This is a genomic window from Streptomyces sp. NPDC002787, assembly GCF_053592095.1.
Genome location: NZ_JBSFVC010000025.1, coordinates 118,111 through 140,420, shown reverse-complemented (window position 1 = coordinate 140,420; position 22,310 = coordinate 118,111). Strand labels below are relative to the sequence as shown.

At 69.6% G+C, this 22,310-nt stretch carries 18 protein-coding genes, 1 tRNA gene and 3 pseudogenes; 7 read left to right on the top strand and 15 right to left on the bottom strand.

Annotated features, from left to right (window positions below; genetic code table 11):
- From ACWD26_RS31415 to ACWD26_RS31390, 6 genes and pseudogenes are all read right to left on the bottom strand, one after another.
- Window positions 1-350 (bottom strand): annotated as a pseudogene (locus ACWD26_RS31415) (hypothetical protein); the annotation flags it as partial.
- Window positions 351-1,019: 669 nt separating this feature from the next.
- A pseudogene (locus ACWD26_RS31410) lies at window positions 1,020-1,201 on the bottom strand (VOC family protein); the annotation flags it as partial.
- 410 nt (window positions 1,202-1,611) lie between these two features.
- The gene (locus ACWD26_RS31405; protein WP_451275330.1) at window positions 1,612-3,045 is read right to left on the bottom strand and encodes a GH1 family beta-glucosidase; all 1,434 of its coding nucleotides are present in this window, start codon (window positions 3,043-3,045) and stop codon (window positions 1,612-1,614) included.
- A gap of 129 nt (window positions 3,046-3,174) precedes the next feature.
- The gene (locus ACWD26_RS31400; protein ID WP_451275329.1) at window positions 3,175-4,092 is read right to left on the bottom strand and encodes a carbohydrate ABC transporter permease; all 918 of its coding nucleotides are present in this window, start codon (window positions 4,090-4,092) and stop codon (window positions 3,175-3,177) included.
- A 10-nt stretch (window positions 4,093-4,102) separates the two neighbouring features.
- Window positions 4,103-5,107 carry a carbohydrate ABC transporter permease gene (locus ACWD26_RS31395; RefSeq protein WP_451275328.1) on the bottom strand — a complete coding sequence of 335 codons (1,005 nt, stop codon included), beginning with the start codon at window positions 5,105-5,107 and terminating at the stop codon, window positions 4,103-4,105.
- 5 nt (window positions 5,108-5,112) lie between these two features.
- The gene (locus ACWD26_RS31390; RefSeq protein ID WP_451275327.1) at window positions 5,113-6,474 is read right to left on the bottom strand and encodes an ABC transporter substrate-binding protein; all 1,362 of its coding nucleotides are present in this window, start codon (window positions 6,472-6,474) and stop codon (window positions 5,113-5,115) included.
- Window positions 6,475-7,023: 549 nt separating this feature from the next.
- On the opposite strand from ACWD26_RS31390, the gene ACWD26_RS31385 reads away from it, so the two are divergent.
- On the top strand, window positions 7,024-8,079 hold the full coding sequence (locus ACWD26_RS31385) for a LacI family DNA-binding transcriptional regulator (protein WP_451275364.1): 1,056 nt from the start codon (window positions 7,024-7,026) through the stop codon (window positions 8,077-8,079).
- A gap of 248 nt (window positions 8,080-8,327) precedes the next feature.
- Here ACWD26_RS31385 and ACWD26_RS31380 read toward each other — a convergent pair whose 3' ends face one another.
- Window positions 8,328-8,705: a MerR family DNA-binding transcriptional regulator gene (locus ACWD26_RS31380; RefSeq protein WP_451275326.1), complete on the bottom strand. Its 378-nt coding sequence runs from the start codon at window positions 8,703-8,705 to the stop codon at window positions 8,328-8,330.
- Window positions 8,706-8,781: 76 nt separating this feature from the next.
- Here ACWD26_RS31380 and ACWD26_RS31375 point away from each other — a divergent pair, with 76 nt between their 5' ends.
- Window positions 8,782-9,510 carry an SDR family oxidoreductase gene (locus ACWD26_RS31375; protein ID WP_451275325.1) on the top strand — a complete coding sequence of 243 codons (729 nt, stop codon included), beginning with the start codon at window positions 8,782-8,784 and terminating at the stop codon, window positions 9,508-9,510.
- Window positions 9,511-9,533: 23 nt separating this feature from the next.
- On the opposite strand, the pseudogene ACWD26_RS31370 reads toward ACWD26_RS31375, so the two are convergent.
- Window positions 9,534-9,780 (bottom strand): annotated as a pseudogene (locus ACWD26_RS31370) (hypothetical protein); the annotation flags it as partial.
- On the opposite strand from ACWD26_RS31370, the gene ACWD26_RS31365 reads away from it, so the two are divergent.
- Window positions 9,768-10,541 carry a hypothetical protein gene (locus ACWD26_RS31365; RefSeq protein ID WP_451275324.1) on the top strand — a complete coding sequence of 258 codons (774 nt, stop codon included), beginning with the start codon at window positions 9,768-9,770 and terminating at the stop codon, window positions 10,539-10,541. The pseudogene ACWD26_RS31370 and the gene ACWD26_RS31365 sit on opposite strands and share 13 nt — an antisense overlap.
- A 198-nt stretch (window positions 10,542-10,739) precedes the next feature.
- Here the strand turns inward: ACWD26_RS31365 and ACWD26_RS31360 are convergent.
- From ACWD26_RS31360 to ACWD26_RS31345, 4 genes are all read right to left on the bottom strand, one after another.
- A tRNA-His gene (locus tag ACWD26_RS31360) sits at window positions 10,740-10,812 on the bottom strand.
- A gap of 127 nt (window positions 10,813-10,939) precedes the next feature.
- Window positions 10,940-11,542, bottom strand: coding sequence for an oligoribonuclease (gene orn / locus ACWD26_RS31355; RefSeq protein WP_451275323.1), 603 nt, complete (start codon window positions 11,540-11,542; stop codon window positions 10,940-10,942).
- 91 nt (window positions 11,543-11,633) lie between these two features.
- Window positions 11,634-12,860 (bottom strand): helix-turn-helix domain-containing protein, encoded by a 1,227-nt coding sequence (locus ACWD26_RS31350; protein ID WP_451275322.1) that lies wholly within the window; start codon window positions 12,858-12,860, stop codon window positions 11,634-11,636.
- Window positions 12,861-13,238: 378 nt separating this feature from the next.
- A complete protein-coding gene (locus tag ACWD26_RS31345) occupies window positions 13,239-13,601 on the bottom strand; it encodes a hypothetical protein (protein WP_451275363.1) in 363 nt (120 codons plus the stop codon).
- A 491-nt stretch (window positions 13,602-14,092) separates the two neighbouring features.
- Here ACWD26_RS31345 and ACWD26_RS31340 point away from each other — a divergent pair, with 491 nt between their 5' ends.
- Both ACWD26_RS31340 and ACWD26_RS31335 read left to right on the top strand, forming a co-directional pair.
- Window positions 14,093-14,623: a universal stress protein gene (locus tag ACWD26_RS31340; protein WP_451275321.1), complete on the top strand. Its 531-nt coding sequence runs from the start codon at window positions 14,093-14,095 to the stop codon at window positions 14,621-14,623.
- Between the two features lie 214 nt (window positions 14,624-14,837).
- A complete protein-coding gene (locus ACWD26_RS31335; RefSeq protein WP_451275320.1) occupies window positions 14,838-15,416 on the top strand; it encodes a GPR1/FUN34/YaaH family transporter in 579 nt (192 codons plus the stop codon).
- A gap of 195 nt (window positions 15,417-15,611) precedes the next feature.
- Here ACWD26_RS31335 and glmS read toward each other — a convergent pair whose 3' ends face one another.
- Both glmS and ACWD26_RS31325 read right to left on the bottom strand, forming a co-directional pair.
- Window positions 15,612-17,429: a glutamine--fructose-6-phosphate transaminase (isomerizing) gene (glmS, locus tag ACWD26_RS31330; protein ID WP_451275319.1), complete on the bottom strand. Its 1,818-nt coding sequence runs from the start codon at window positions 17,427-17,429 to the stop codon at window positions 15,612-15,614.
- Between the two features lie 57 nt (window positions 17,430-17,486).
- A complete protein-coding gene (locus tag ACWD26_RS31325; protein ID WP_390996511.1) occupies window positions 17,487-17,744 on the bottom strand; it encodes a hypothetical protein in 258 nt (85 codons plus the stop codon).
- Window positions 17,745-17,960: 216 nt separating this feature from the next.
- Here ACWD26_RS31325 and ACWD26_RS31320 point away from each other — a divergent pair, with 216 nt between their 5' ends.
- Window positions 17,961-19,547, top strand: coding sequence for a purple acid phosphatase family protein (locus ACWD26_RS31320; protein ID WP_451275362.1), 1,587 nt, complete (start codon window positions 17,961-17,963; stop codon window positions 19,545-19,547).
- A gap of 54 nt (window positions 19,548-19,601) precedes the next feature.
- Here the strand turns inward: ACWD26_RS31320 and ACWD26_RS31315 are convergent, their stop codons facing one another.
- Window positions 19,602-20,480 (bottom strand): DUF4429 domain-containing protein, encoded by an 879-nt coding sequence (locus ACWD26_RS31315; protein ID WP_451275318.1) that lies wholly within the window; start codon window positions 20,478-20,480, stop codon window positions 19,602-19,604.
- A gap of 104 nt (window positions 20,481-20,584) precedes the next feature.
- Here ACWD26_RS31315 and ACWD26_RS31310 point away from each other — a divergent pair, with 104 nt between their 5' ends.
- The gene (locus ACWD26_RS31310) at window positions 20,585-22,189 is read left to right on the top strand and encodes a beta-N-acetylhexosaminidase (protein WP_451275317.1); all 1,605 of its coding nucleotides are present in this window, start codon (window positions 20,585-20,587) and stop codon (window positions 22,187-22,189) included.
- The last annotated feature ends 121 nt before the right edge of the window (window positions 22,190-22,310 follow it).

Here is a 22,310-nt window from a genome sequence, read left to right as displayed (position 1 = left end):
TGCGGTGCGCCTTGCGGCGCGCTGAGGCTGGACAGGAGCCCCCCGACGGCCGGTGCCAGCGCCGCGATGATGGGAAGGAACTGCGGGTCCAGCTGCTGCTGGGGCTGGGGGGCGGTGGTCTGCGGTGCGCCTTGCGGCGCGCTGAGGCTGGACAGGAGCCCCCCGACGGCCGGTGCCAGCGCCGCGATGATGGGAAGGAACTGCGGGTCCAGCTGGGGGGACTGGCCGGTTGAGGCGGCCTGAGGCTGTGCCTGCCCGGCGCCCTGCGCACTGAAGGGCATGCTCTGTCCCAGCGCGCTTCCAAGTGCTTGGGCAGCGGTCTGCTGTGAGCCACCGTTGGGGAATGACATGTCGACGTCCTCTCGCCGGGCCCAGCTGGGGTAACCCAGGGGCGGTGAAATGTCGCTTTTGTCGACATCTGCAACTCTAGGACGCCCCATGAACCCCTGCAAACGCGAAGGGATTTTAGTTAAGGCTGCAACAATTGTCCTTGCTTATAAGTAAGTTGACGGAGCAATAGTTCTACAAGACAACAATTCACTGACAGAAAAACTAATTGATGAAGTAACAGGTGGCTCTGCCCTCAGAGCGGTCATGAGGGAGCGCTCGATCTCCGGCGGTGGTGGTGAAGCGGGTCGACAGTAAGCCGGCCTTGAATGAGTTCCCCTGACTGCTCGTCGCAGGTGAAGGCGATCTAGGGGTGCGTACTTTGATCGCGGCGTCCGAGCCGTCCTGGACAGCCCCCTTCGCAGGGCTGGGTCAGCGGCAGTCCTGCGAGCTCGCCACTGCGGAGCGAGGGTGCGGACCTGGTGAGCAAGGCCAACCATGGTGCCTGTCCTGGAGGACCGGATCCTCCTGGTATCGGCCGACTGGCAGTACTGACGCTGCGGCAGTTCGTCTGCCGTCCGAGGAGCACAGCACCTCCCACCGGGAGGCCTGGTCGGCGTAGGGCACGTCTTCGCGCGGATGAGATCTGGAAGATCCGTCGCGGCTGCCGACTGGCGACCGACGGAGGATGCTCAGTCGAGACAGAACCGGTGGCCCTCGATGTCCTGCATCGGGTTGCACCGACTCGTTGACGCCATCGGCACACGGCAGTTGCACCCGCACCGCCCCGAGCACGACCAGCCCTGCGCACTCGGCCTCCAGTGTGGCGAGGCGCACTTCAACCCCAAAGCCCGGTGCCGACCCGCGCGTCGAAAAGCAGCCGAGTCCTGACAGGGCGCATGGGCTGAACCGATGTGGTCGAAGAGGAGTTGGGATTTCGCGTACCGGGCCTGGACGGATATTGCTCAGCCACGGACCGCCGCTGCAATTCCGGTCGCTGCCAAGGGCCGCCTCGCAGAAACCGTCACGTCGCCTGAACGGTCGGAGCTGCCCTTCTCCCGAACGATGGGAGGCACTCCTGAGGTGCGTCCAGCTCGCCGCCTACGCCGCGCGCCTCCGCGGACAGGCGGGCGACGTGGGCTTCCGGCCGGCCTCCCCGCCCCAGCGGCAGGCTCCCCGGGCACTCTCCGACCCATGCCCGGGGCGCGGCGCTCCCCTATCTGCGCCGCGCCCCGGCCCCCCCGCTCCCCCCGGTGGCTTCCCCTGCCCCCGGTCCCGTGGTCCCTACGCCGAGGTCGTCACCAGCGGCGGCAGCGCCCCCGTCCTCGCCGCCTGCCCGTACCAGTACGCGCTCGACTTCGGGGTGCGGGTGAGCGTCGCGTAGTCCACGTACACGGCGCCGAACCGCTTCGCGTAGCCGTACGCCCACTCGAAGTTGTCCATCAGGGACCACAGGTAGTAGCCGCGGACGTCCGCGCCCTCGGCGATCGCGCGCCGGACCGCGCGCAGGTGGCCGTGGAGGTAGGCGATGCGCTCGGGGTCGTGGACGCGACCGTCCGCGTCCATCTTGTCGTCGTAGGCCGCCCCGTTCTCGGTGATGTACATCGGCATCCCGGGAACCTCCCGCGCATAGCGCATGATCAGCTCGTGGAGGCCGGTCGGGTCGATGGTCCAGCCCATCTCCGTACGCTCGCCCGGCGTCTGGTGGAACAGGACGTCGTCCGCGCCCGGCCACGGCGTGTGTTCGCTCGCGCCGTGCCCGTCCGCGCGGGGGCCCTTCAGGTCGGCGTCCGCCGCCCCCACCAGCGTCGGCGTGTAGTAGTTCAACCCCAGCGCGTCCAACGGCTGGTTGGCCGTCGCCACATCGCCGTCCCGCACGAACGACCAGTCCGTCAGCGACGAGGTGGCGGAGAACAGACTCTCCGGGTACGCCCCGTGCAGCATCGGGCCGTGGAAGACGCCGTTCGCCAGGTCGTCGATCTTCCTCGCCGCCGCCAGGTCCTCGGGCGAGCTCGAGATCGGCCGTACCACCGACGAGTTCAGGCTCACCGCGATCGCGTTGCGGGCCGGCATCGACGAGCGGAGCGCCGCGACCCCCAGCCCGTGCGCCACGTTCAGATGGTGGGCCGCCCGCAGCGACGCCACCGGGTCCGTACGGCCCGGCGCGTGCACCCCCGAGCCGTAGCCCAGGAACGCGGTGCACCACGGCTCGTTGAGCGTGATCCACTGCTCGACGCGGTCACCCAGCGCCTCGCCCACGATCCGCGCGTACTCGGCGAACCGGTGCACGATGTCCCGCTCGGGCCAGCCGCCCGCGTCCTCCAGCTCCTGGGGGAGGTCCCAGTGGTAGAGGGTCACGGCCGGCTTGATGCCCTTCTCCAGCAACTCGTCGACCAGTCGGCGGTAGAAGTCCAGGCCGCGCTGGATCGCCGGGCCCCGGCCCGTCGGCTGCACCCGCGACCAGGAGATCGAGAAGCGGTACGAGGTGAGGCCCAGGTCCGCCATCATCGCCACGTCGTCGCGGTAGCGGTGGTAGTGGTCGACAGCGATGTCACCGGTCTCGCCGCCGGCGGTCTTGCCCGGGGTGTGACTGAAGGTGTCCCAGATGGAGGGCGTACGGCCGTCCTCCCGCACCGCTCCTTCGATCTGGTACGCGGAGGTGGCCGCGCCCCAGAGGAAGGCGGGAGGAAAGGTCACCGGCGTGGTGGGCTCAGGCATGGAAGCGCTCCCATAGGTGGTCGTCGCAGACCGACGGGGGTGGGTGGGGGGAAGAGAACAGCGGGGAGAAAAAGGGGCCGAGGCGGCGGTGACCCGGCCCCATGGAGAACGGACGGATGGCGCGGGCCGTCAGCCCTTCACCGCGCCCTGCATGATGCCCCCCACGATCTGCTTGCCGAAGATCGCGAAGACCAGGAGCAGCGGCAGCGTGCTGAGCAGCGCGCCCGCCATGATCAGAGCCTGGTCGGGGGTGTAGCCGCGGCCCAGTCCGGCGACGGCGACCTGCACGGTCGGGTTGCCCAGCTGGGTCAGGACGAGGAACGGCCACAGGAAGTCGTTCCAGGTCTGGACGAACATCAGCATGCCCAGGACGGCCATCGCGGGCCGCGCGGCCGGGAAGACCACGTGCCAGATGACGCGCCAGCTGCTCGCGCCGTCCACCCTCGCCGCCTCGATGATCTCGTCGGGGAGGGCCTGCAGCAGGTACTGCCGCATGAAGAACACACCGAACGCGCTGACCAGGGAGGGCAGGATCACCGCCTGCAGCTGGTCGGTCCAGTCGAGCTTGGCGACCATCATGTACAGCGGGATCACCTGGAGCTGCGGCGGCACCATCATCGTGCCGATCACGATCAGCATCAGCGCGTTACGGCCCCTGAACCGCAGCTTGGCGAAGGCGAACCCGGCGATCGTCGACAGGAAGACGATGGTCAGCGACGAGATGCCCGCCACGATCGTCGTGTTGAGGAACGCCTCGCCCAGATTGGCGTCCTCCCAGGCCACTTCGAGCTTGTCGAAGAGGTTCGCGCCGAACCAGAAGGGCGGCGGGGTCTCCGCCAGCCGCGCGTTGTCGCGCGACGCCGCGATCGCCGTCCACACCAGCGGGAACAGCGAGATCACGGTGAACGCGATGAGGATGATGTACGCGACGGGTCCGGCGTGATGCTGCCCGCCCGCTCGCGCGGCCTTCAGCCCGCGCTTGCGCTTGCCGTTCTTCGGCGGCTCGGGGACCGCGTCGGCCGGGGGTTTGGTGATTGTCGTCGTCACGGCCGGTCTCCTAACTACTGGCGCGCAGCCGGCGCGAGATGACGTAGTTGATGATTCCGACCACGATGAGGATCAGGAACATCGTCCAGGCGATCGCGGAGGCGCGGCCCAGGTGCTGGTTCACCCAGCCCTGCTCGTACAGGTACAGGCCGAGCGTCTGGAACTGGTGCTGGGAGCCGCCGGACGCGCCCTTGTTGGCGTCGAACAGCAGTGGCTCGGCGAAGAGCTGCGAGGCACCGATCGTCGAGACGACCACGGTGAAGAGGATCGTCGGGCGCAGCGACGGCAGCGTCACATGGATGAACTGCTTCCAGCGGCTGGCGCCGTCGAGCGCCGCCGACTCGTACAGGTCCTGCGGGATCGCCTGCATCGCGGCGAGGTAGATCAGCGCGTTGTAGCCGGTCCAGCGCCAGATCACGATGGTCGACACGGCGATCTGCGAGTACCACTTGTCGTTCTGCCAGTCGATGTGGTCGAAGCCGAGCAGCCCCAGGAACCAGTTGATCATTCCGTAGTCACGGCCGAAGAGCAGGACGAAGACCAGGGTGGCGGCGGCGATCGACGTGGCGTACGGGGCGAGCATGACGACCCGGTAGAAGGTCGAGGCGCGGAGCTTGTAGTTGAGGATGTGGGCGATGCCCAGCGCCATCATCAGCTGCGGGACGGTCGAGATGATCCCGATGGTCAGCGTGTTCCGCGCCGCGTTCCAGAAGAACTCGTCGTCGAAGATCCGGGTGTAGTTGCGCAGCCCCGCCCAGCTCATGTCGGTCGGGGCGGTCAGCTCCACCGTGTGCAGCGAGGCCCAGCCGGTGTAGAGCAGCGGGAACAGGCCGAACGCGACGAACAACAGGAAGAAGGGCGAGACGAAGGCGTACGGGCTCCAGCGCACGTCCCGCTGCCAGCGGCGGGAGAGCCGGGCCCGGCGGCGTTCCTCGGCCGGGGACTCCGCGGGCGGGCGGGCCGGGGCCGCGCCCCCCTTGGAGGGGGGCGCGGCGGTGTCGTGCCGTGTGGCCATGCCGGTCACTTGTCCAGTGCGTTGTCGATGGTCTTCACGGCGTTCTTCCACGCTTCCTCGGGCGACTTGCCCTGGGTCACGAGGATCACGCCGTTGTCGGTCAGGCCCTGCTGGATGATCTGGTCCTTCGGACCGATCGTCTGGACCGGGATGTTCTCGGCGGCCTGCGCGAAGATCGTGCCGATCGGCGCGTCACCGGTCATGTCGTTCTTCGCGTCCTTCACCGCGGCCGAGTCGTACGCGGCCGGCGTGCTCGGGAAGCTGCCCTGCACGGCGAAGAGCTTGGCCTGCTGCTCCGGCGCGGTCAACCAGGCGGCCAGCTTCGCCGCCTCCTCCGCGTTCTTGCCGTTCTTGGGCACGGACAGGAAGGAGCCGCCCCAGTTGCCGGACTTCGGCGCCTGGGCGATGTCCCACTTGCCGGCCGACTCGGGCTTCGACTTGCCCTTGATGTAGCCGAGCATCCACGGCGGGCAGGACATCGCGGCGAACTTGCTGTTGGCGATCGTCGTGTCCCAGGCCGGCTGGAACTGCGTCTGGTTGCCGATCAACCCGTCCTTCGCGGCCTGTGCCGTGAGCTCGAAGGCGTCCTTGACGGCCGGGTTCGTCTTGTAGATGACCTCGCCGGAGGAGTCGTAGAACCGGTCCTTCTCACTGCTGAGGATCGCCTGCAGCAGACCGCCGGGGGAGTCCAGGAAGGTGGTGCCCTTGGGCGCCTTCTCCTGGAACTTCTTGCCGGTCTCGACGAACTTGTCCCAGCTGCCGGTCCACAACTTGCCGACCTCCTCGCGGTCGGTGGGCAGACCGGCCGCCTCGAAGAGATCCTTGCGGTAGCAGATGGCCATCGGGCCGACGTCGGTGCCGACCGCGATCGTCTGGCCGCCGGAGGTGGTGGCCTGCTGCCACTTCCACTCCAGGTAGTCGCTCTTCTTGCCGTACTTCGACAGGTCCAGCAGCTTGTCCGACTGGGTCTCGACGATCTCGGCGATGTTGCCGACCTCGATCATCTGGATGTCCTGCAGACCGCTGCCGGTGGTCAGGTGGTTGAGGAGCGCGGGGTAGTAGTTCTCGTTCCGCTCCACCACGGTCTGCTGGATGTCGATGTCCGGGTTGAGCTTCTCGTACTCCTTGTACAGACCGGACTCCTCGAAGCCCGCGGTGCCGAAGAGGCCAAGGGTGATCTTGGTCTTGCCACCGCCGCCGTCAGACGACGTGCCGTCCTCGTCCTTGCCGTCATCGGCACAGCCGGCCAGCAGCCCGGCGCTCAGCGCGGCGACGGCCGCGATGACCACCGTCTTGCGCGTCCTGCGGGCGATACGGGTGCCCCCGTCCGACCGCGGCCGGGAGTGGGGGAGGGTACGTGCTCGCATTGCGTCCTCCTGATGCCCTGACGTGCCGACCCCCCGGCCAACTGCGTTGTTGGGCCCGTTTGTCATGCTGCGGCTCGGGCGGGGAACGTGCGGGATGTGTAAGTGCCAGGTACTGTGGGAGCGCTCCCACAAGTGATGTGTTGAAGAGTCGTCGGTTCGTGCGGGGGTGTCAAGGGAGCGAGCGTGGAGAGATGTCTTCGGTTATCGGGCTGTTAACTAACCCCGGGACCGGCGGCCTGGCGTGCCCGGAAACTGTCGGATGGTGCCCGGATGGTACGCGGACGGGCTTCGGGGACACGGCTTCGGCAGGGTGGGTGGCGCGCCCGGACGACGACCGGGCCGGGCCCCTGCCGGGCCGCCGCGCCCGGTTTCCGAGACGCTGACCCTGTTGGACTCGTGTAACCAGTCGTCCGGACGCGAGACCAGCACCAGGCGCGGGACCGGCGCCGCCGACGGTGCCGAAACCCCGATGACCACTTGCCGGACGTCGTACGAGGATCAGGACTGTTAGATTCCACGCCAGCGCGGTGTGAACGGGAGGCGACCATGGTGGCAGGCCACGGGGCACGGGGCCGGAGCGGTGGGCGGCCGACGTTGGAAGAGGTCGCCGCACGGGCCGGGGTGGGCCGGGGGACGGTGTCCCGGGTGATCAACGGCTCGCCCCGGGTCAGCGACGCGACCCGCGCGGCGGTCGAGGCGGCCGTCGCGGAGCTCGGCTACGTCCCGAACACGGCGGCCCGCGCCCTCGCGGCGAACCGCACCGATGCGATCGCGATGGTCGTGCCCGAGCCGGAGACCCGTTTCTTCTCCGAGCCGTACTTCTCCGACATCCTCAAGGGCGTGGGCGCGCAACTGTCCGAGACGGAGATGCAGCTCCTGCTGATCTTCGCGGGCAACGACCGGGAGCGCCGCCGCCTGGCCCAGTACCTGGCCGCGCACCGCGTCGACGGAGTCCTCCTGGTCTCGGTGCACGCGGACGACCCGCTCCCCGATTTGCTGTCACAACTGGAAATCCCGGCGGTGATCAGCGGCCCCCGTTCGGAGCACGAGACGCTCCCCTCCGTCGACTCCGACAACTACGGCGGCGGCCGCTCGGCGGTGGAACACCTCATCGAACGCGGTCGTACCCGGGTAGCCACGATCACCGGCCGCCTGGACGTCTACGGCGCCCAGCGCCGCATCGACGGCTACCGTGAGGCCCTGGAGGACGCCGGCCGCGAGGTCGACGAGCGCCTGATCGTCCCCGGCGACTTCACGGAGGAGGGCGGACGCCGGGCCATGACGGAGCTGCTGTCCCGCTGCCCCGACCTGGACGCGGTCTTCGCCGAGTCCGACGTCATGGCGGCGGGCGCCCGCCAGGTCCTCCGCGAGGCCGGCCGCCGCATACCCGACGACGTGGCCCTGGTCGGCTACGACGACTCCGCGATCGCCCGCCACATGGACCCCCCGATGACGAGCGTCCGCCAGCCCATCGAGGAAATGGGCCGAGCCATGATCGACCTCCTCCTCGACGAGATCGCGGACCGCCGCCCGGCGGTGTCACGGGGGTTGGAGCGGCGTCAGGTGGTGCTGCCTACGGAGCTGGTGGCGCGGGCTTCGTCGTAAGGGGCGGCTGTCGCTTCTCCCCAGGGCTGCCCGCACGCCCTGGGGAACATGACCTGATGACCCTGAGCCGAATCGACCTCGGCGACGAAGCGCTTGTCGAGGCGAACTCGTGGTGTCGCAGGGGCTGACGGCTGGCCGTCGGCCGCGGTACCAACGGCCACCCGACAGCAGTTCCCCTCAACGACTCCTCATCGTCCCGGCCAAGACAGCGAGGTCAGATCGCTGATGAGACGTCTGGCCGACCGCGCCTACGGGTGCGTGTCCGTGATCGCGATGACCTTGTCGAGGTGGTCCAGGGCGGCCTGCAGGTCGTCGATCTTGGCCTGGATGCGCTCGCGCTCGGCTCGCAGCATGGCTCGTTGCTCGGCGTCGGTGTGCCCGGAGTCCCAGCACGGCAGGAGTTCGGTGATCCTTCGGCTGGTGAGGCCGGCGGCGAACATCTGCTGGAAGAAGCGGACCAGGGGGATGGCGTCCTGCCGGTACAGGCGCTGGCCGGACGGGCTGCGCTCCGCGATGAGCAGCCCTTGCTGCTCGTAGTAGCGCACGGCGCGCACCGAGACGCCGGCCCCCCGTGCCACCTCGCCGATGCGGATCAACCGCTCGGCCGCGGCCACTGTGACAGTCATGGTGATTCCTCTCACCCCTGGCCCTGACGACCAGCACTTGCCTCTGACGCTAGCGTCAGGTTTTAGCGTCCAGGACATGGATATCAACAACTCCGTCGCCCTTGTCACCGGAGCCAACCGCGGCCTGGGCCGCGCCTTCGCCCAGCGCCTGCTCGAACGGGGCGCCCGCACGGTCTACGCTACGGCCCGCCGACCGGAGACCGTGGACCTGCCCGGCGTCGAGGTGCTGCCCCTCGACATCGCCGATCCCGCATCCGTGAGGGCCGCCGCCGAGGCCGCCCCGGACGTCTCGCTACTCGTCAACAACGCGGGAATCAGTACGGGGACCGACCTGGTCACCGGTTCGCTGGACGCGGTGCGGCATGAACTGGAGACCAACATGTTCGGCCACCTGGGAATGATCCGGGAGTTCGCGCCGGCGCTCGCCAGGAACGGCGGGGGCGCGATCGTCAACGTCCTCTCCGCCATGTCGTGGTTCGGGGGCAAGGGCGCCAATGCCTACCACCTGACCAAGGCCGCCGCCTGGGCCATGACCAACGGCGTCCGCCTGGAGCTCGCCGAGCAGGGCACGCTCGTCACAGCGGTACACCTCGGCCTGGCCGACACCGACATGGCCGCGGGCTGGCCCGTGGACAAGATCGCTCCGTCGGACCTGGCCGACGCGGCGCTCGACGGTGTCGAGGCGGGCTCCGCCGAGGTCCTCGCCGACCAGTGGAGTCGGGACGTCAAGTCCCGCCTGCCACTGACGCCGGAAGAGTTCAACGCCGCAATGGACCGCGCCCTGGCGGCGCTGATGGCAGCCTGAGGGGCCCCTCGGGCCGCACGGACTTCGGTCGCTGCCGCCCGCTGCCGCAGGTCGGCGGTTTTATGGACGTTGAGGTTGTCCCGGACCAGGACGATCGGGCCGCCGAACTGCCGGCGGGCGGCGATCAGCAGGTCGCGGCGGCGAGCCCGAGGCCGTCGCCGCTCCTGCGATCCAGCCCTCGTCCCGGTAGTCGCGCCAGGAGAGGCTTTTGCGTCCGTCGCGCCGGCCGTCGTCTCTGCGGGGCCGGTAGTTCAGCCTTGAGCGGTGGCCGGTCGGAGGAGTACGAGCGCGGCGCGACGATCGACATCCGCACCACGGTCCACGTACTGGGCCGCACCGCAAGGCTGTCGCTGGACGCGGGGGACGAGGAGGGCGCCTGGCGGGGTACGGCGGCTCAGTTGGACGTGGTGGAGCGGGCCACGCGCCCCGATCCAGGTGAACGCTTCGCGCGGGTACGGGAGTTCGCGGATGCATGGCATGGCATGGCATGGCTGAGGGGCGGGGCTCCTGAGGCCGGTCCACGCCCGGCCGTGCCACGATGCCCCTTGCTCCACACACCGATCCCAGGGGGGACCATGCGCACCCGTGTCACCGTCTTACTCGCCGTCGCGCTTCTCGCGCTCACCGCGTGCACGTCCGGCGACGAGTCCGGCGGCACCGACGACAAGCCGTCCGCCGAGGTCCAGGAGCCGAGTGCCACGCCCAGCCCGGCCGACACCGCAGGCGTCGACACCGCGGGTCTCGAAGCGGCCGTCGGTGACTACACCGCGGCGTACTTCGCGAACAAGCCGGACACCGCCTTCGGCATGCTGTCCGAGCGCTGCAAGAAGCGGATCACCCTCGCCGGCATGGCCGCGCTGACCGAACGGGCCATCGGGGACTACGGCGCCCAGGACGTGAAGCGGTTCGAGATCGACGACATCTCCGCCGACGCGGCGCACGTCTCGTACGGCGTCGGCATGCCCAAGTTCGACCAGAAGCAGGAGCCGTGGATCCGCGAGGCCGGCGTCTGGCGCTACGACTCCTGCTGATGACCATGGCCTGGCGCTCCCGGACGGACGGGGGCGCTGTCGGCCACACCCGGCGGGAGTCTCAACTCCTCACGGTGCTCCCCGGTTGTTCGGGGGATGGCGAAGGCCCGCGCGGGGGCGTGAGGTTCCGTGATGTTCGCAGGAGCAGCACACGAACGAGCCCCGATCTGTTTCCCAGATCGGGGCTCGTTCGTTCAGGGTGAGTGACGGGACTCGAACCCGCGACATCCTGGACCACAACCAGGTGCTCTACCAGCTGAGCTACACCCACCATGACCGGCGGTTCATCCGAAGGCTTCACCGACCGGCCGAGAAAAAGTGTACAGGGTCTGAAGGGGTGCCCGTGCACGCGTTCCGGTGGCGGTCGTCCGGGGCCCGGACGGGCCCCGTGGACAGGGCTACCCCGCGGGCAGGACGTGCTTCGCGGCGATCGTGCGGGCCGTGTCCGAGTCGGGGCCGGGCTGCGGGACGAAGATCGCCTCGCGGTAGTAGCGGAGCTCGGCGATGGATTCGCGGATGTCCGCCAGGGCCCGGTGGTTGCCGTTCTTCTCGGGGCTGTTGAAGTACGCCCTCGGGTACCAGCGGCGGGCCAGCTCCTTGATCGAGGAGACGTCCACGATGCGGTAGTGGAGGTACTCCTCCAGCGTCGGCATGTCACGGAAGAGGAAGCCCCGGTCCGTCCCCACCGAGTTGCCGCACAAGGGGGCCTTGCGCGGTTCCTTCACGTGTTCGCGTACGTACGCCATGACCTGCTCCTCCGCGTCGGCGAGCGTCGTGCCGCCGGGGAGGGCGTCCAGCAGGCCGGACGCGGTGTGCATCTGGCGCACCACCTCCGGCATGGTCTCCAGTGCCGAGTCCGGCGGGCGGATGACGATGTCGACACCGTCGCCGAGCACGTTCAGCTCGGAGTCGGTGACGAGGGCGGCCACCTCGATGAGCGCGTCGTCGGACAGCGAGAGGCCGGTCATCTCGCAGTCGATCCACACCATGCGATCGTTCATGTGTCTCACCTTACGGCCCGTGACAGCCGTACGGCCCGGTCCTGCACCGGGGTGATCAGTGCAGGACCGGGCCGCTGTGTGCCGGTGAGTGCTACGGAGCGCTGCGCTGGCCCGGCAGCCGGCCCGTCGCGTACAGCTCAGGCTTGGCGCCCTCCGCGGAGAGGGACGCCGACGGCGCCAGGGCGCTGGCCGCGGCCGTGCGCCGGGCCTGGAGCGGCACCGGGGCGTGCTCGGGCGACATCGAGGACGGCCCCGGGACGCTGTGCGGGCCGTCGTGGTGGTCGCCGGGCTTGTCGCCCTGCGGCCGCCGGGCCCGGTACGCCGCCCGGTACGCCGCCGGGGACGAGCCCAGCTGCCGCCGGAAGTGCCCGCGCAGCGCCACCGGCGAACGGAAGCCGCAACGCCCCGCGACCTCGTCCACCGAGTAGTCCGACGTCTCCAGCAGGCGCTGTGCCTGCAGCACGCGCTGGGTGATCAGCCACTGCAGGGGAGCGCTCCCGGTGAGCGAGCGGAACCGGCGGTCGAACGTACGACGGCTCATGTACGCCCGTGCCGCGAGCGTCTCCACGTCGAACTGCTCATGGAGGTGCTCCAGTGCCCAGGCGACGACCTCGGCGAGCGGGTCGGCGCCGATCTCCTCGGGTAAAGATCGATCGAGGTAGCGCTCCTGGCCGCCCGATCGACGTGGTGGGACCACCAGACGACGGGCCAGCGCGCCGGCCGCCTCGTTCCCGTGGTCCGTCCGCACGATGTGCAGACATAGATCGATTCCGGCCGCGGTGCCGGCCGATGTCAGCACGTCGCCGTCGTCCACGAAGAGCTCTCGTGGATCGACGTGGACGGACGGATAGCGTTTGGCCAGCGTCGGCGCGTACATCCAGTGTGTCGTCGCGGGCCTGCCGTCCAGCAGGCCGGCTGCGGCCAGTACGAAGGCACCGGTGCACAGCCCGACGATACGGGCGCCCTCTTCGTGCGCTCGGCGCAGTGCGTCGAGCGCCTCCTCCGGCGGCGGTGAGGTGATCGAACGCCATGCGGGCACGACCACCGTGCCCGCCCGCGAGATCGCCTCAAGGCCGTTCGGTGCGGTGAGTTCCAGGCCCCCTGTGGTCCGCAGCGGGCCGTCCTCGCCCGCGCACACCAGCAGGCGGTAGCGCGGTACGCCGGCGTCCTGGCGGTCGATCCCGAACACCGACAGTGGTATGGAACTCTCGAAGATGGGGCCGCCGCTGAACAGCAGCACCGCGACGATCTCCTTGCGGCGTCGCCCGGAGAGTTTCCGGGCCGCGGCTTCCGGCGCGGCGGTGGAGTCGTGGCTCATACTGCTAAGCCCCCCTCGGTGGTCGCGGCTCCTCGGTTGTGTCGCTCCTGCACGTTTCCCCTTGGTCCTGCACGAGTCCCCCGCCGTAAGACAGTCATGATCGAATCTACTGTGTCCCGTAGTGCCGGCGTGACCAGATCGCCAACCGGCACATTGTCGACATGGCAACTTGGCGTGAAGCATTCGATCACGAAGCGTTGCACTCTCGTGCCGCACAGGGAAGTACGCCTCGTCCCGGTGGCCGGTCCACGTAGGGTGCGCGCGGCCCCTTGACCCCTTTCAGCGCAGGTCGAACGGGGGGTGGAGGGGTGTCCGAGCAAGGGAGGCCCGGGTGGCCGAAGTTGGCTGAAAAGATACGGGGGTGTGCGCGGAAACCGGTCAGTCGACCGGCGCACTCGGGCCGGAGTTCCGTCCGCCCCTGTGTGCCCCGGAAGCGGAGCGTCCGTGTCGGGTGTGCCGGAAGGTGTGATCTTCGGCCATCGAACGGGAGGGCGTCGGGCGGGAGGCCGTGGTGCGGGAGGCCGTACTGCGAGCGGCCGGCGTGCGGGCGGCGGCTGCTCCGCGTTCGGACTGGCGGATGAGGACGCGGCACGCGCCGGTGACCGCGGCGAGGCCGAGGGCCGCGCCCGTCGCGCCGGCGAGTGAGGTGCCGTACCAGACGAGGACGATGGGGACGAGGACGCAACTGAAGGCGGCCCAGCGGACCACGTCCGTGGCGGTGTCGGCCGGGGCCGGGGGGATCTCGTCGGCTTGGGGGGTGGGCTGGGGCGCGGTGCGGGGTGCGGTGCGGGGTGCGGACACTGCGGTCTCCCTCCTGGCTCCCTCGGGTGCGGCTTACCGGGGTTCAACGCGTGTTCGACCCGTCGGTCACTGGTGCTGCTTGATCGGGTTGCCGTCGATGGTTCTCGGATGAAAGGGCGCACCCCTTCCAGGGGGTGCGGGAACCGCGCGTCGGCGCGCTCGGCACTCGGCGCGCGGCCCGGAGTGGCCCGGAGCAGGCCGGAGAGGCCGGGTAAACCGGCTGTACGTGGCAGCAACCATTGCGTTACGGGCCGGTGCTCGTGCATGCTCCCTGGAACCCCGCGCAGCCGGTGCGGGATCTGGGCGGAGGAGGCGTGCGGTCGTACCCTTGGGGGTATGGGGTGGGGAAGATGATTCCCGGACACGGCTCCGCCGCACACTGACGTCCCATCCACGTCGTCCCACATGAGGATCCAAACGCCGAGACACCCATGGCCGGTCACGAATTCTTCGACTCCGCGGACCGCAAGCGGCGGCCCGTCGCCGATCACACGGCGGCCGAGCCCCTTGCGGCGGAAGAGGCACGCCCGTCCTGCGACCCCGCCTTCAAGCACGGCGTCGTCGTCGGCTTCGACGGTTCGACGTCCAGTGAACGCGCTCTCGCGTACGCCATCGGCATGGCCAGCCGTTCCGGCTCGGGCCTGATCATCGTGCACGTGGCCAACCGGCTGCCCACGACCGTGTGGGCCGGCTGCGAGCCGCCCGTCTTCGTCGACGTCCCCGATCACCGGACCGAGGTCCTCGGGCTGGAGCTCGCCTGCGCCGACTATCTCGCCGAAGTCCCCTGGATCCTCGTCGAGCGCGGCGGCGACATCTGCCACGAACTCGAAGAGGTGGGGCGGGAGTACGAGGCCGACGCCATCGTCGTCGGGTCGACGCACGGGATCGTCGGGCGGATCTTCGGCTCGGTCGCCGGGCGGCTCGCCAAGCGGGCGCAGCGGCCCGTGATCGTCATTCCCTGAGCCGCGTCCTTCCCTGAGCCGCGTCCTTCCCTGAGCCCCGGTACCTCGCTTCGCTTCCGTAACTCCCTTTTCCCCCAGGTGGGATGCGCCTTCCGCAGCGCTACGTCACGTTCCGGAAACGCATCAACCTACTGGCGCGTAGAGGTGTTTGTGCCCTTGTGAAGGGCATAACCCGATCGCCGTACAACTGCACACGCACGAAGGGAGCCCCGCCGTGGACAATGGCGTCTCTGCGGGCAGCAACACCTCCACTCTCGGCCAACTCGCGCTCGGACTCACCCTGTTGGCGTTCGGACTCGGTCACACCCGGGTGATCGACGGTCTGACGGAAGCCGACGCGGTCTCTCTCGCCACGTACGTCGGTGGCGTGGCCCTCTTCGTCGCGGGGCTCCTCGCCCTGCGCGACCGGGACACCCTCACGGGGACGGCGTACGCCGCCCTCGGCGCGCTCTGGTTCACCTGGGGCTGGACCGCCGGTCATCCCACGGGCGACCCTGCCTCCGCCAACGCCTCCGGGCTGTTCATGCTGCTGTTCGCGCTCGTGGCGCTCAGTCTCGCGCTGGGCACGTCGGTGACGCTCACGCGGGCGACGTACGGGTTGGTGTTCGTGGCCATGGTGCTGCTCGCCGTCGCTTCGTTCGGCGACAGCTCCGCGCTCGCGAAGGTGGCCGGGTGGTTCGCGGCCGTGGGTGGGCTCGTGGCGTGGTACGCGGCGACCGCGGCGCTCGCGCACTGGCCTACGGCTGTGCCCAGGCGTGCTGCCGGACGAGGTGGTGTGACGGCCACCGGATAGAGGCAGCCGGCGTCGGGGGTTGGGCGACCCCGGCGGCACAGGAGCGGACCCCCCCGTGAGTGGTGGCTTCACGTGGGGGTCCGTTCGGTTGTTCGGCCGCTGCGGGTGGGTGGGGGCTGGTCGCGCAGTTCCCCGCGCTCCTCAGGGCCTGCGGCCCGTTCGGGGCAGGCCCCTTCCCTCAGTCGAACGTGGTGGCTACTCCACCGTCACCGACTTCGCCAGGTTGCGCGGCTTGTCGATGTCGCGGCCCAGCGCCAACGCCGTGTGGTAGGCGAGGAGTTGGAGGGGGATGCCCATCAGGATCGGGTCCAGCTCGTCCTCGTTCTTGGGGACCACGATCGTCTGGTCGGCCTTCTCCTGCTCCTGGTGGGCCACGGCGAGGATCTTGCCGCTGCGGGCCTTGATCTCCTCCAGGGCGGCGCGGTTCTTCTCCAGGAGGTCGTCGTCCGGGACGATGGCGACCGTGGGGAGGGCGGGCTCGATCAACGCCAGGGGGCCGTGCTTGAGCTCCGACGCCGGGTAGGCCTCGGCGTGGATGTAGGAGACCTCCTTGAGCTTGAGGGAGGCCTCGCGGGCCACCGGGTAGCCCCGGACGCGGCCGATGAAGAGCATCGAGCTGGCCTCGGCGTACTCCTGGGCCAGCTTCTTGATCTCGTCCTCCTGCTCCAGCATCTCGGCGATCTGGGCGGGGAGCTTGCGCAGGCCCTCGATGATCCGCTTGCCGTCGCGCACGGAGAGGTCACGGGTGCGGCCGAGGTGCAACGCCAACAGGGCGAAAGCCACGGTCGTGTTGGTGAAGCACTTGGTCGAGACGACGCAGACCTCGGGGCCGGCGTGGACGTAGATGCCGCCGTCCGCCTCGCGGGCGATCGCCGAGCCGACCACGTTCACCACGCCGAGGACGCGGGCGCCCTTGCGCTTCAGCTCCTGCACGGCGGCCAGCACGTCGTACGTCTCGCCCGACTGGGAGACCGCGACGTAGAGGGTGTCGGGGTCGACGACCGCGTTGCGGTAGCGGAACTCCGACGCCGGCTCGGCGTCGGCGGGGATACGGGCCAGCTCCTCGATCATCTGGGCGCCGATCATGCCCGCGTGGTACGAGGTGCCGCAGCCGAGGATCTTGACGCGGCGGATCTGGCGCGCCTCGCGGGCGTCCAGGTTGAGGCCGCCGAGGTGCACGGTGGAGAAACGGTCGTCGATGCGGCCGCGCAGCACACGGTCCACGGCGTCGGCCTGCTCGTGGATCTCCTTGTGCATGTAGGTGTCGTGGCCGCCCATGTCGTACGAGGCCGCCTCCCACTCCACGGTCGTGGGCTCGGCCGTCGTGCGGGTGCCCTCCGTCGTGTACGTGCGGAAGTCGTCGGCCTTCAGGGTGGCCATCTCGCCGTCGTCGAGGGTGACGATCTGGCGGGTGTGGGCGACGAGGGCGGCTATGTCCGAGGCGACGAACATCTCCTTCTCGCCGATGCCGAGGACGACGGGGGAGCCGTTGCGCGCGACGACGATGCGGTCGTTGAAGTCGGCGTGCATCACGGCGATGCCGTACGTGCCCTCGACGATGCGCAGCGCCTGGCGGACCTTCTCCTCCAGGGTCTCCGCCTGGGAGCGGGCGATGAGGTGGGTCAGGACCTCGGTGTCCGTCTCGGAGAGGAACTCGACGCCGTCCGCCTCGAGCTTCTTCCGCAGGTCGGAGGCGTTGTCGATGATGCCGTTGTGGACGACGGCGACCTTGCTGTCGGCCGACATGTGCGGGTGGGCGTTGAGGTCGGACGGGGCGCCGTGGGTGGCCCAGCGGGTATGGGCGATACCGGTGGTGCCCTTGAAGCGCGCGGGGACCTTGGCCTCCAGGTCACGCACCCGGCCCTTGGCCTTGACCATCTTCAGGCCGGCCGTCTTGGGCGAGGTGACGACTATGCCCGCCGAGTCGTAGCCCCGGTACTCCAGGCGCTGCAGGCCCTCCAGGAGCAGCGGCGCCACGTCACGCTTGCCGATGTAACCGACAATTCCGCACATATATATACGTATCCCGTTTCTCGGTCAGTGGTCACCGGGTCTGCCGACCGGTGCTGCTCAGCCGTAGACGATGCGGCGCAGCTGCCTGAGCGTGAGCTCCGGCGGCGCGACCGCCCGGTACTTCAGGTCCGCCTCGATCCGTTCGAAGATCGTCGCGTTGACCAGGCCCTGGGCCTGGAGTTCGCGGTGGCGGCGACGGACGTAGTCCTCCGTCGTCTCGTCGAAGAAGGCGAGCACGTCCTGGATCACACGCAGCGCCTCGCCCCGGTTGAGGGGCGAGGATCGCGTCAGGTGATCAACAAGTTCGTCGTGCACTCGGTAGATCCTGAGGGACAGGCGAAGGTTTCGCAAGAATCCTGCCCGATATCGGGCAGGTCCCTGTTACCGACCCTTGGGTGAACGTTGAATGTGTTATGAGTGCCTGTTCGTGACCCGTCCATGCGGCGGCCCGGATCCCGTCGCCTGAGGCGACGACTTTCGGACGCCATGGACATTCCTCGCATGGACCTTCCTGCCATGGACCTTCCTCGCATGGGCGTACCCGAGCGGCTGGCCGAGCGCATGAGCATGGCCGAACAGCACGAGTACCTGCGCGCCAAGTTCTCCCGACGCTCGATGGTCAGAGGCGGCGCGGTCACGCTCGGTGCCGTCGCGGGCGGCGCGTTCGTCCCGGCCGCCACGGCCCGGGCCGCCGCCCCGGCTGCCCTCCGCACCTCGGTTCCGACCCAGGCAGGCACGAGCGCCGAGCGCGTCGACGGCTCCCTCGTCGCCCCCTTCGGCCGCCACCTCGCCTACGGCAACGACCCGCGCACCGAGATCACCGTCTCGTGGCAGGTCCCGGTCGCCGTCCGGAAGCCCTTCATCCGCATCGGCGCCCACCCCCAGGACCTCTCCCGCAGGATCGACGCCGAGGTCCGTACCCTCTTCACCCCGGCCGGCGTCGGCGCGAGCGGCGACCACACGCAGTACTACGTGCACGCCAAGCTCACCCACCTCAAGCCCGGCCGCACCTACTACTACGGCGTCGGCCACGCCGGCTTCGACCCGGCCGAGCCGCACCTCCTCGGCACCCTCGGCACATTCACCACCGCCCCCGCCCACAAGGCGCCCTTCACCTTCACGGCCTTCGGCGACGAGGGTGTCGGCTACCACGGCCTCGCCAACAACAGCCTGCTCCTCGGCCAGAACCCGGCCTTCCACCTGCACGCCGGCGACATCGCCTACGCCGACCCGTCCGGCGCCGGAAAGACCGCCGACACCGGCTTCGACTCCCGGGTCTGGGACCAGTTCCTCGCCCAGACCGAGTCCGTCGCCAAGTCCGTGCCGTGGATGCCCGCCTACGGCAACCACGACATGGAGGCCTGGTACTCGCCCAACGGCTACGGCGGCGAGGAGGCCCGCTGGACCCTCCCCGACAACGGCCCCGACAAGAAGAACCTGCCGGGCGTCTACTCCTTCGTCCACGGCAACACGGCCGTCATCTCGCTCGACGCCAACGACATCTCCTTCGAGATCCCGGCCAACCTCGGCATGTCGGGCGGCACCCAGACCAAGTGGCTGGAGGTGCGGCTCAAGCAGTTCCGCGCGTCCCGGGACATCGACTTCGTCGTGGTCTTCTTCCACCACTGCGCCTACTGCACCTCCACCGCGCACGCCTCGGAAGGCGGCGTACGCCAGGAGTGGGTGCCGCTGTTCGAGAAGTACTCGGTGGACCTGGTCATCAACGGCCACAACCACCAGTACGAGCGCACCGACGTCATCAAGGCGGGCGCGGTCACCAAGAAGCTCCCGATCGGCGGCACGGCCTACCCCGAGAGCGAGGGCGTGGTGTACGTCACGGCGGGCGCGGCCGGCCGCAGCCTGTACGCGTTCAGTGCCGCGGAGTCGTACGAGGGCCACGAGAACGAGGTCGAGTCGGTGGCCTCCTTCATCAACACCAAGGACGGCAAGCAGAACGAGACCGTCACCTGGTCACGGGTGCGCTACCTCGACTACTCCTTCCTGCGCGTGGACGTGAAGCCCGCGCCGAAGGGGCACTACACCACGCTGACCGTGCGCGGCATCGCGGAGACCGGTGACCAGGTCGACCACTTCACGGTGGCGCGCCGGGCGAAGTAGCGCGGCCGGTGCGCCCGGAAGGCGGGGCACACCACCACAGCGGGCAGGCGGTCCTCACAGGCGTTTGAGGACCGCCTGTTTGGCCAGGGTGAACTCCTCGTCCGTGAGCACGCCGGACCTGTGGAGGTCGCCGAGTTCGCGCAGGCGGCGCAGCAGGGCGTCGTGGTCCTCCTCGGGGGCCGGCCGGTCCGGCGCCGCCGGGGGCGGCGGGATCAGTTGCTTCGGTGCCGGGGCCGCCGGGTGCGGGAGGCGGGCCTGGACCGCCGCCGCGACCAGCGCCATCAGCGGGTCCTTCTTGAAGCCCCACAGCTCGACGGAGTTGGGGTCGTACTTGGGCGGGGCCTTGGTCGGCGCGTTCCGCACGGTGAAGCGGAGGTAGCCGTTCTCCAGGCCGACCGAGGGGTGCCACTCCACGGCCGCGATGTCCGAAAGGGCCAACTGCCGTGTCCCGGCGGCGGCCTTCGCGTCCTCCGTCTTCCAGTTCCACTCCAGGCGTACCTGCTCGCCGTCGAAGCTCGCGGTGCCGTCCCCGGCGGAGACGGAGAGCGGGACGGCGGGGCCGGCGAGGAGGTAGGCGTCCACCGCGTCGGCCGGCACCTGGTCCAGGAGCAGCGCGTTGCGGATCTCGTCCACGAAGTACTCGGCGACGCCGTACCGGTCCGAGTCGACGCCCAGCTGGTACGGGTCGTTGGAGTCCGCGAGCCGGCCGCCGGTCGCCTGGAGGAGCGGGTCGGAGCCGTCGCGCAGCCTCAGGCGCAGCCGACCCGACTTCTTGCCCTGCTCGAAGGAGATGCCCGCCAACGCGCCCAGCGGGACGGAGAGTTCACCGAGAGTCTTGCGCAGCAGGCTCACGCTCTTGTCGCGGCCCGGGGTCAGCCGCAGTGTGTCGCCGTCGAAGGTCCACGTGCCGTCCCGCTGGAGGATTTCCGCCATGAGAAGGATTGTTCCACCGGCCGGGGTCGAGATGGTCTAGACCTGAAGGGGTCTTTGAGGGGATGGTGGTTGTCGTCAGTTCGGTTGGTGGAAGGGAGCACCTGGTGAGACCACGCCACAGATCGACCCGCCTGCTCGGTTCGCTGCTGCTCGTGGCGGCCGGCATCCTCACCGTGGGAGCCACACCCGTGTCCGAGAACGCCGGCGCCGACGCCGCCACGATCCCGCTCGGCCAGGTGATCCCGGCCCCCGCCTCGGTCCGGGCCGGCGGATCGCCGTACCGGATGACGGGCGGTACGCGCATCGTCGTGGACGGCGGCCCGGAGGCCCGCCGGGTCGGGGAGTACCTCGCGGGGATCCTGCGGCCCTCCACGGGGTACCGGCTGCCCGTGACCGAGCGCCAAGAGGCCGGAATCCGCCTGCGGTTGGCCCCCGGGGAGACGGCTCTCGGCCAGGAGGGCTACCGGCTCGACAGCGCCCCCTCCGGCGTCACCCTCACCGCCCGCGCGCCCGCCGGGCTCTTCCACGGCGTCCAGACCCTGCGCCAACTGCTGCCCGCCGCCGTCGAGAAGGACTCCGTGCAGCCGGGCCCGTGGCTGGTCGCGGGCGGCACGATCAAGGACGTCCCGCGCTACGGCTGGCGCGGCGCGATGCTGGACGTCTCCCGCCACTTCTTCACCGTGGACCAGGTCAAGCGGTACGTCGACCAGCTCGCCCTCTACAAGTTCAACAAGCTGCACCTGCACCTCTCCGACGACCAGGGCTGGCGCATCGCCGTCGACTCCTGGCCGCGCCTGGCCACCCACGGCGGCTCCACCCAGGTCGGCGGCGGCCCCGGCGGCCACTACACCAAGGCCGACTACCAGGAGATCGTCCGGTACGCGGCCTCCCGCCACCTGGAGGTCGTCCCCGAGATCGACATGCCCGGCCACACCAACGCGGCGCTCGCCTCCTACGCCGAGCTGAACTGCGACGGTGTCGCGCCGCCGCTCTACACCGGGACCGAGGTCGGCTTCAGTTCCCTCTGCGTCGACAAGGAGGTGACGTACGACTTCGTGGACGACGTCGTACGGGAGTTGGCCGCGCTCACCCCCGGCCGCTATCTCCACATCGGTGGGGACGAGGCGCACTCCACCAGCCACGAGGACTACGTCAAGTTCATGGACCGGGTGCAGCCGGTCGTCGAGCGGTACGGCAAGACCGTGGTCGGCTGGCATCAGCTGACCGGGGCGACGCCCGCGCGGGGCGCTCTCGCGCAGTACTGGGGGCTGGACAGTACGGGTGCGGAGGAGAAGGAGCGGGTGGCTGCCGCCGCGCGCAACGGGACGGGGGTCGTTCTGTCGCCCGCGGACCGGATCTACCTCGACATGAAGTACGACAAGGACACGCCGCTGGGGCTGGACTGGGCCGGGTACGTGGATGTGCGGCGGTCGTACGAGTGGGATCCGAGGGACTATCTGGAGGGGGTGCCGACGGGGGCTGTCCGGGGGGTTGAGGCGCCGCTGTGGACCGAGACGATTGTGACGTCGGGGGATGTTGAGTACATGGCGTTTCCCAGGCTGCCGGGGGTTGCTGAGCTGGGGTGGTCGCCGGCGTCGATGCTGGGGTGGGACGGCTACCGGGTGCGGTTGGCTTCGCAGGGGCCCCGGTGGGAGGCGCTCGGGATCGGGTACTTCCGTTCGCCGCAGGTGCCCTGGCCGGCGCGGTAGAGCTCGGGGGTTCGGGCGCGTCGGCGGGTGCGGGTGGTGTGTGGTTGCTCGCGCAGTTCCCCGCGCCCCTGAAAAGCAGGGGCTGCGCCCCGTGCTTTTCGGCCCGCAGCCCAGCTGATCT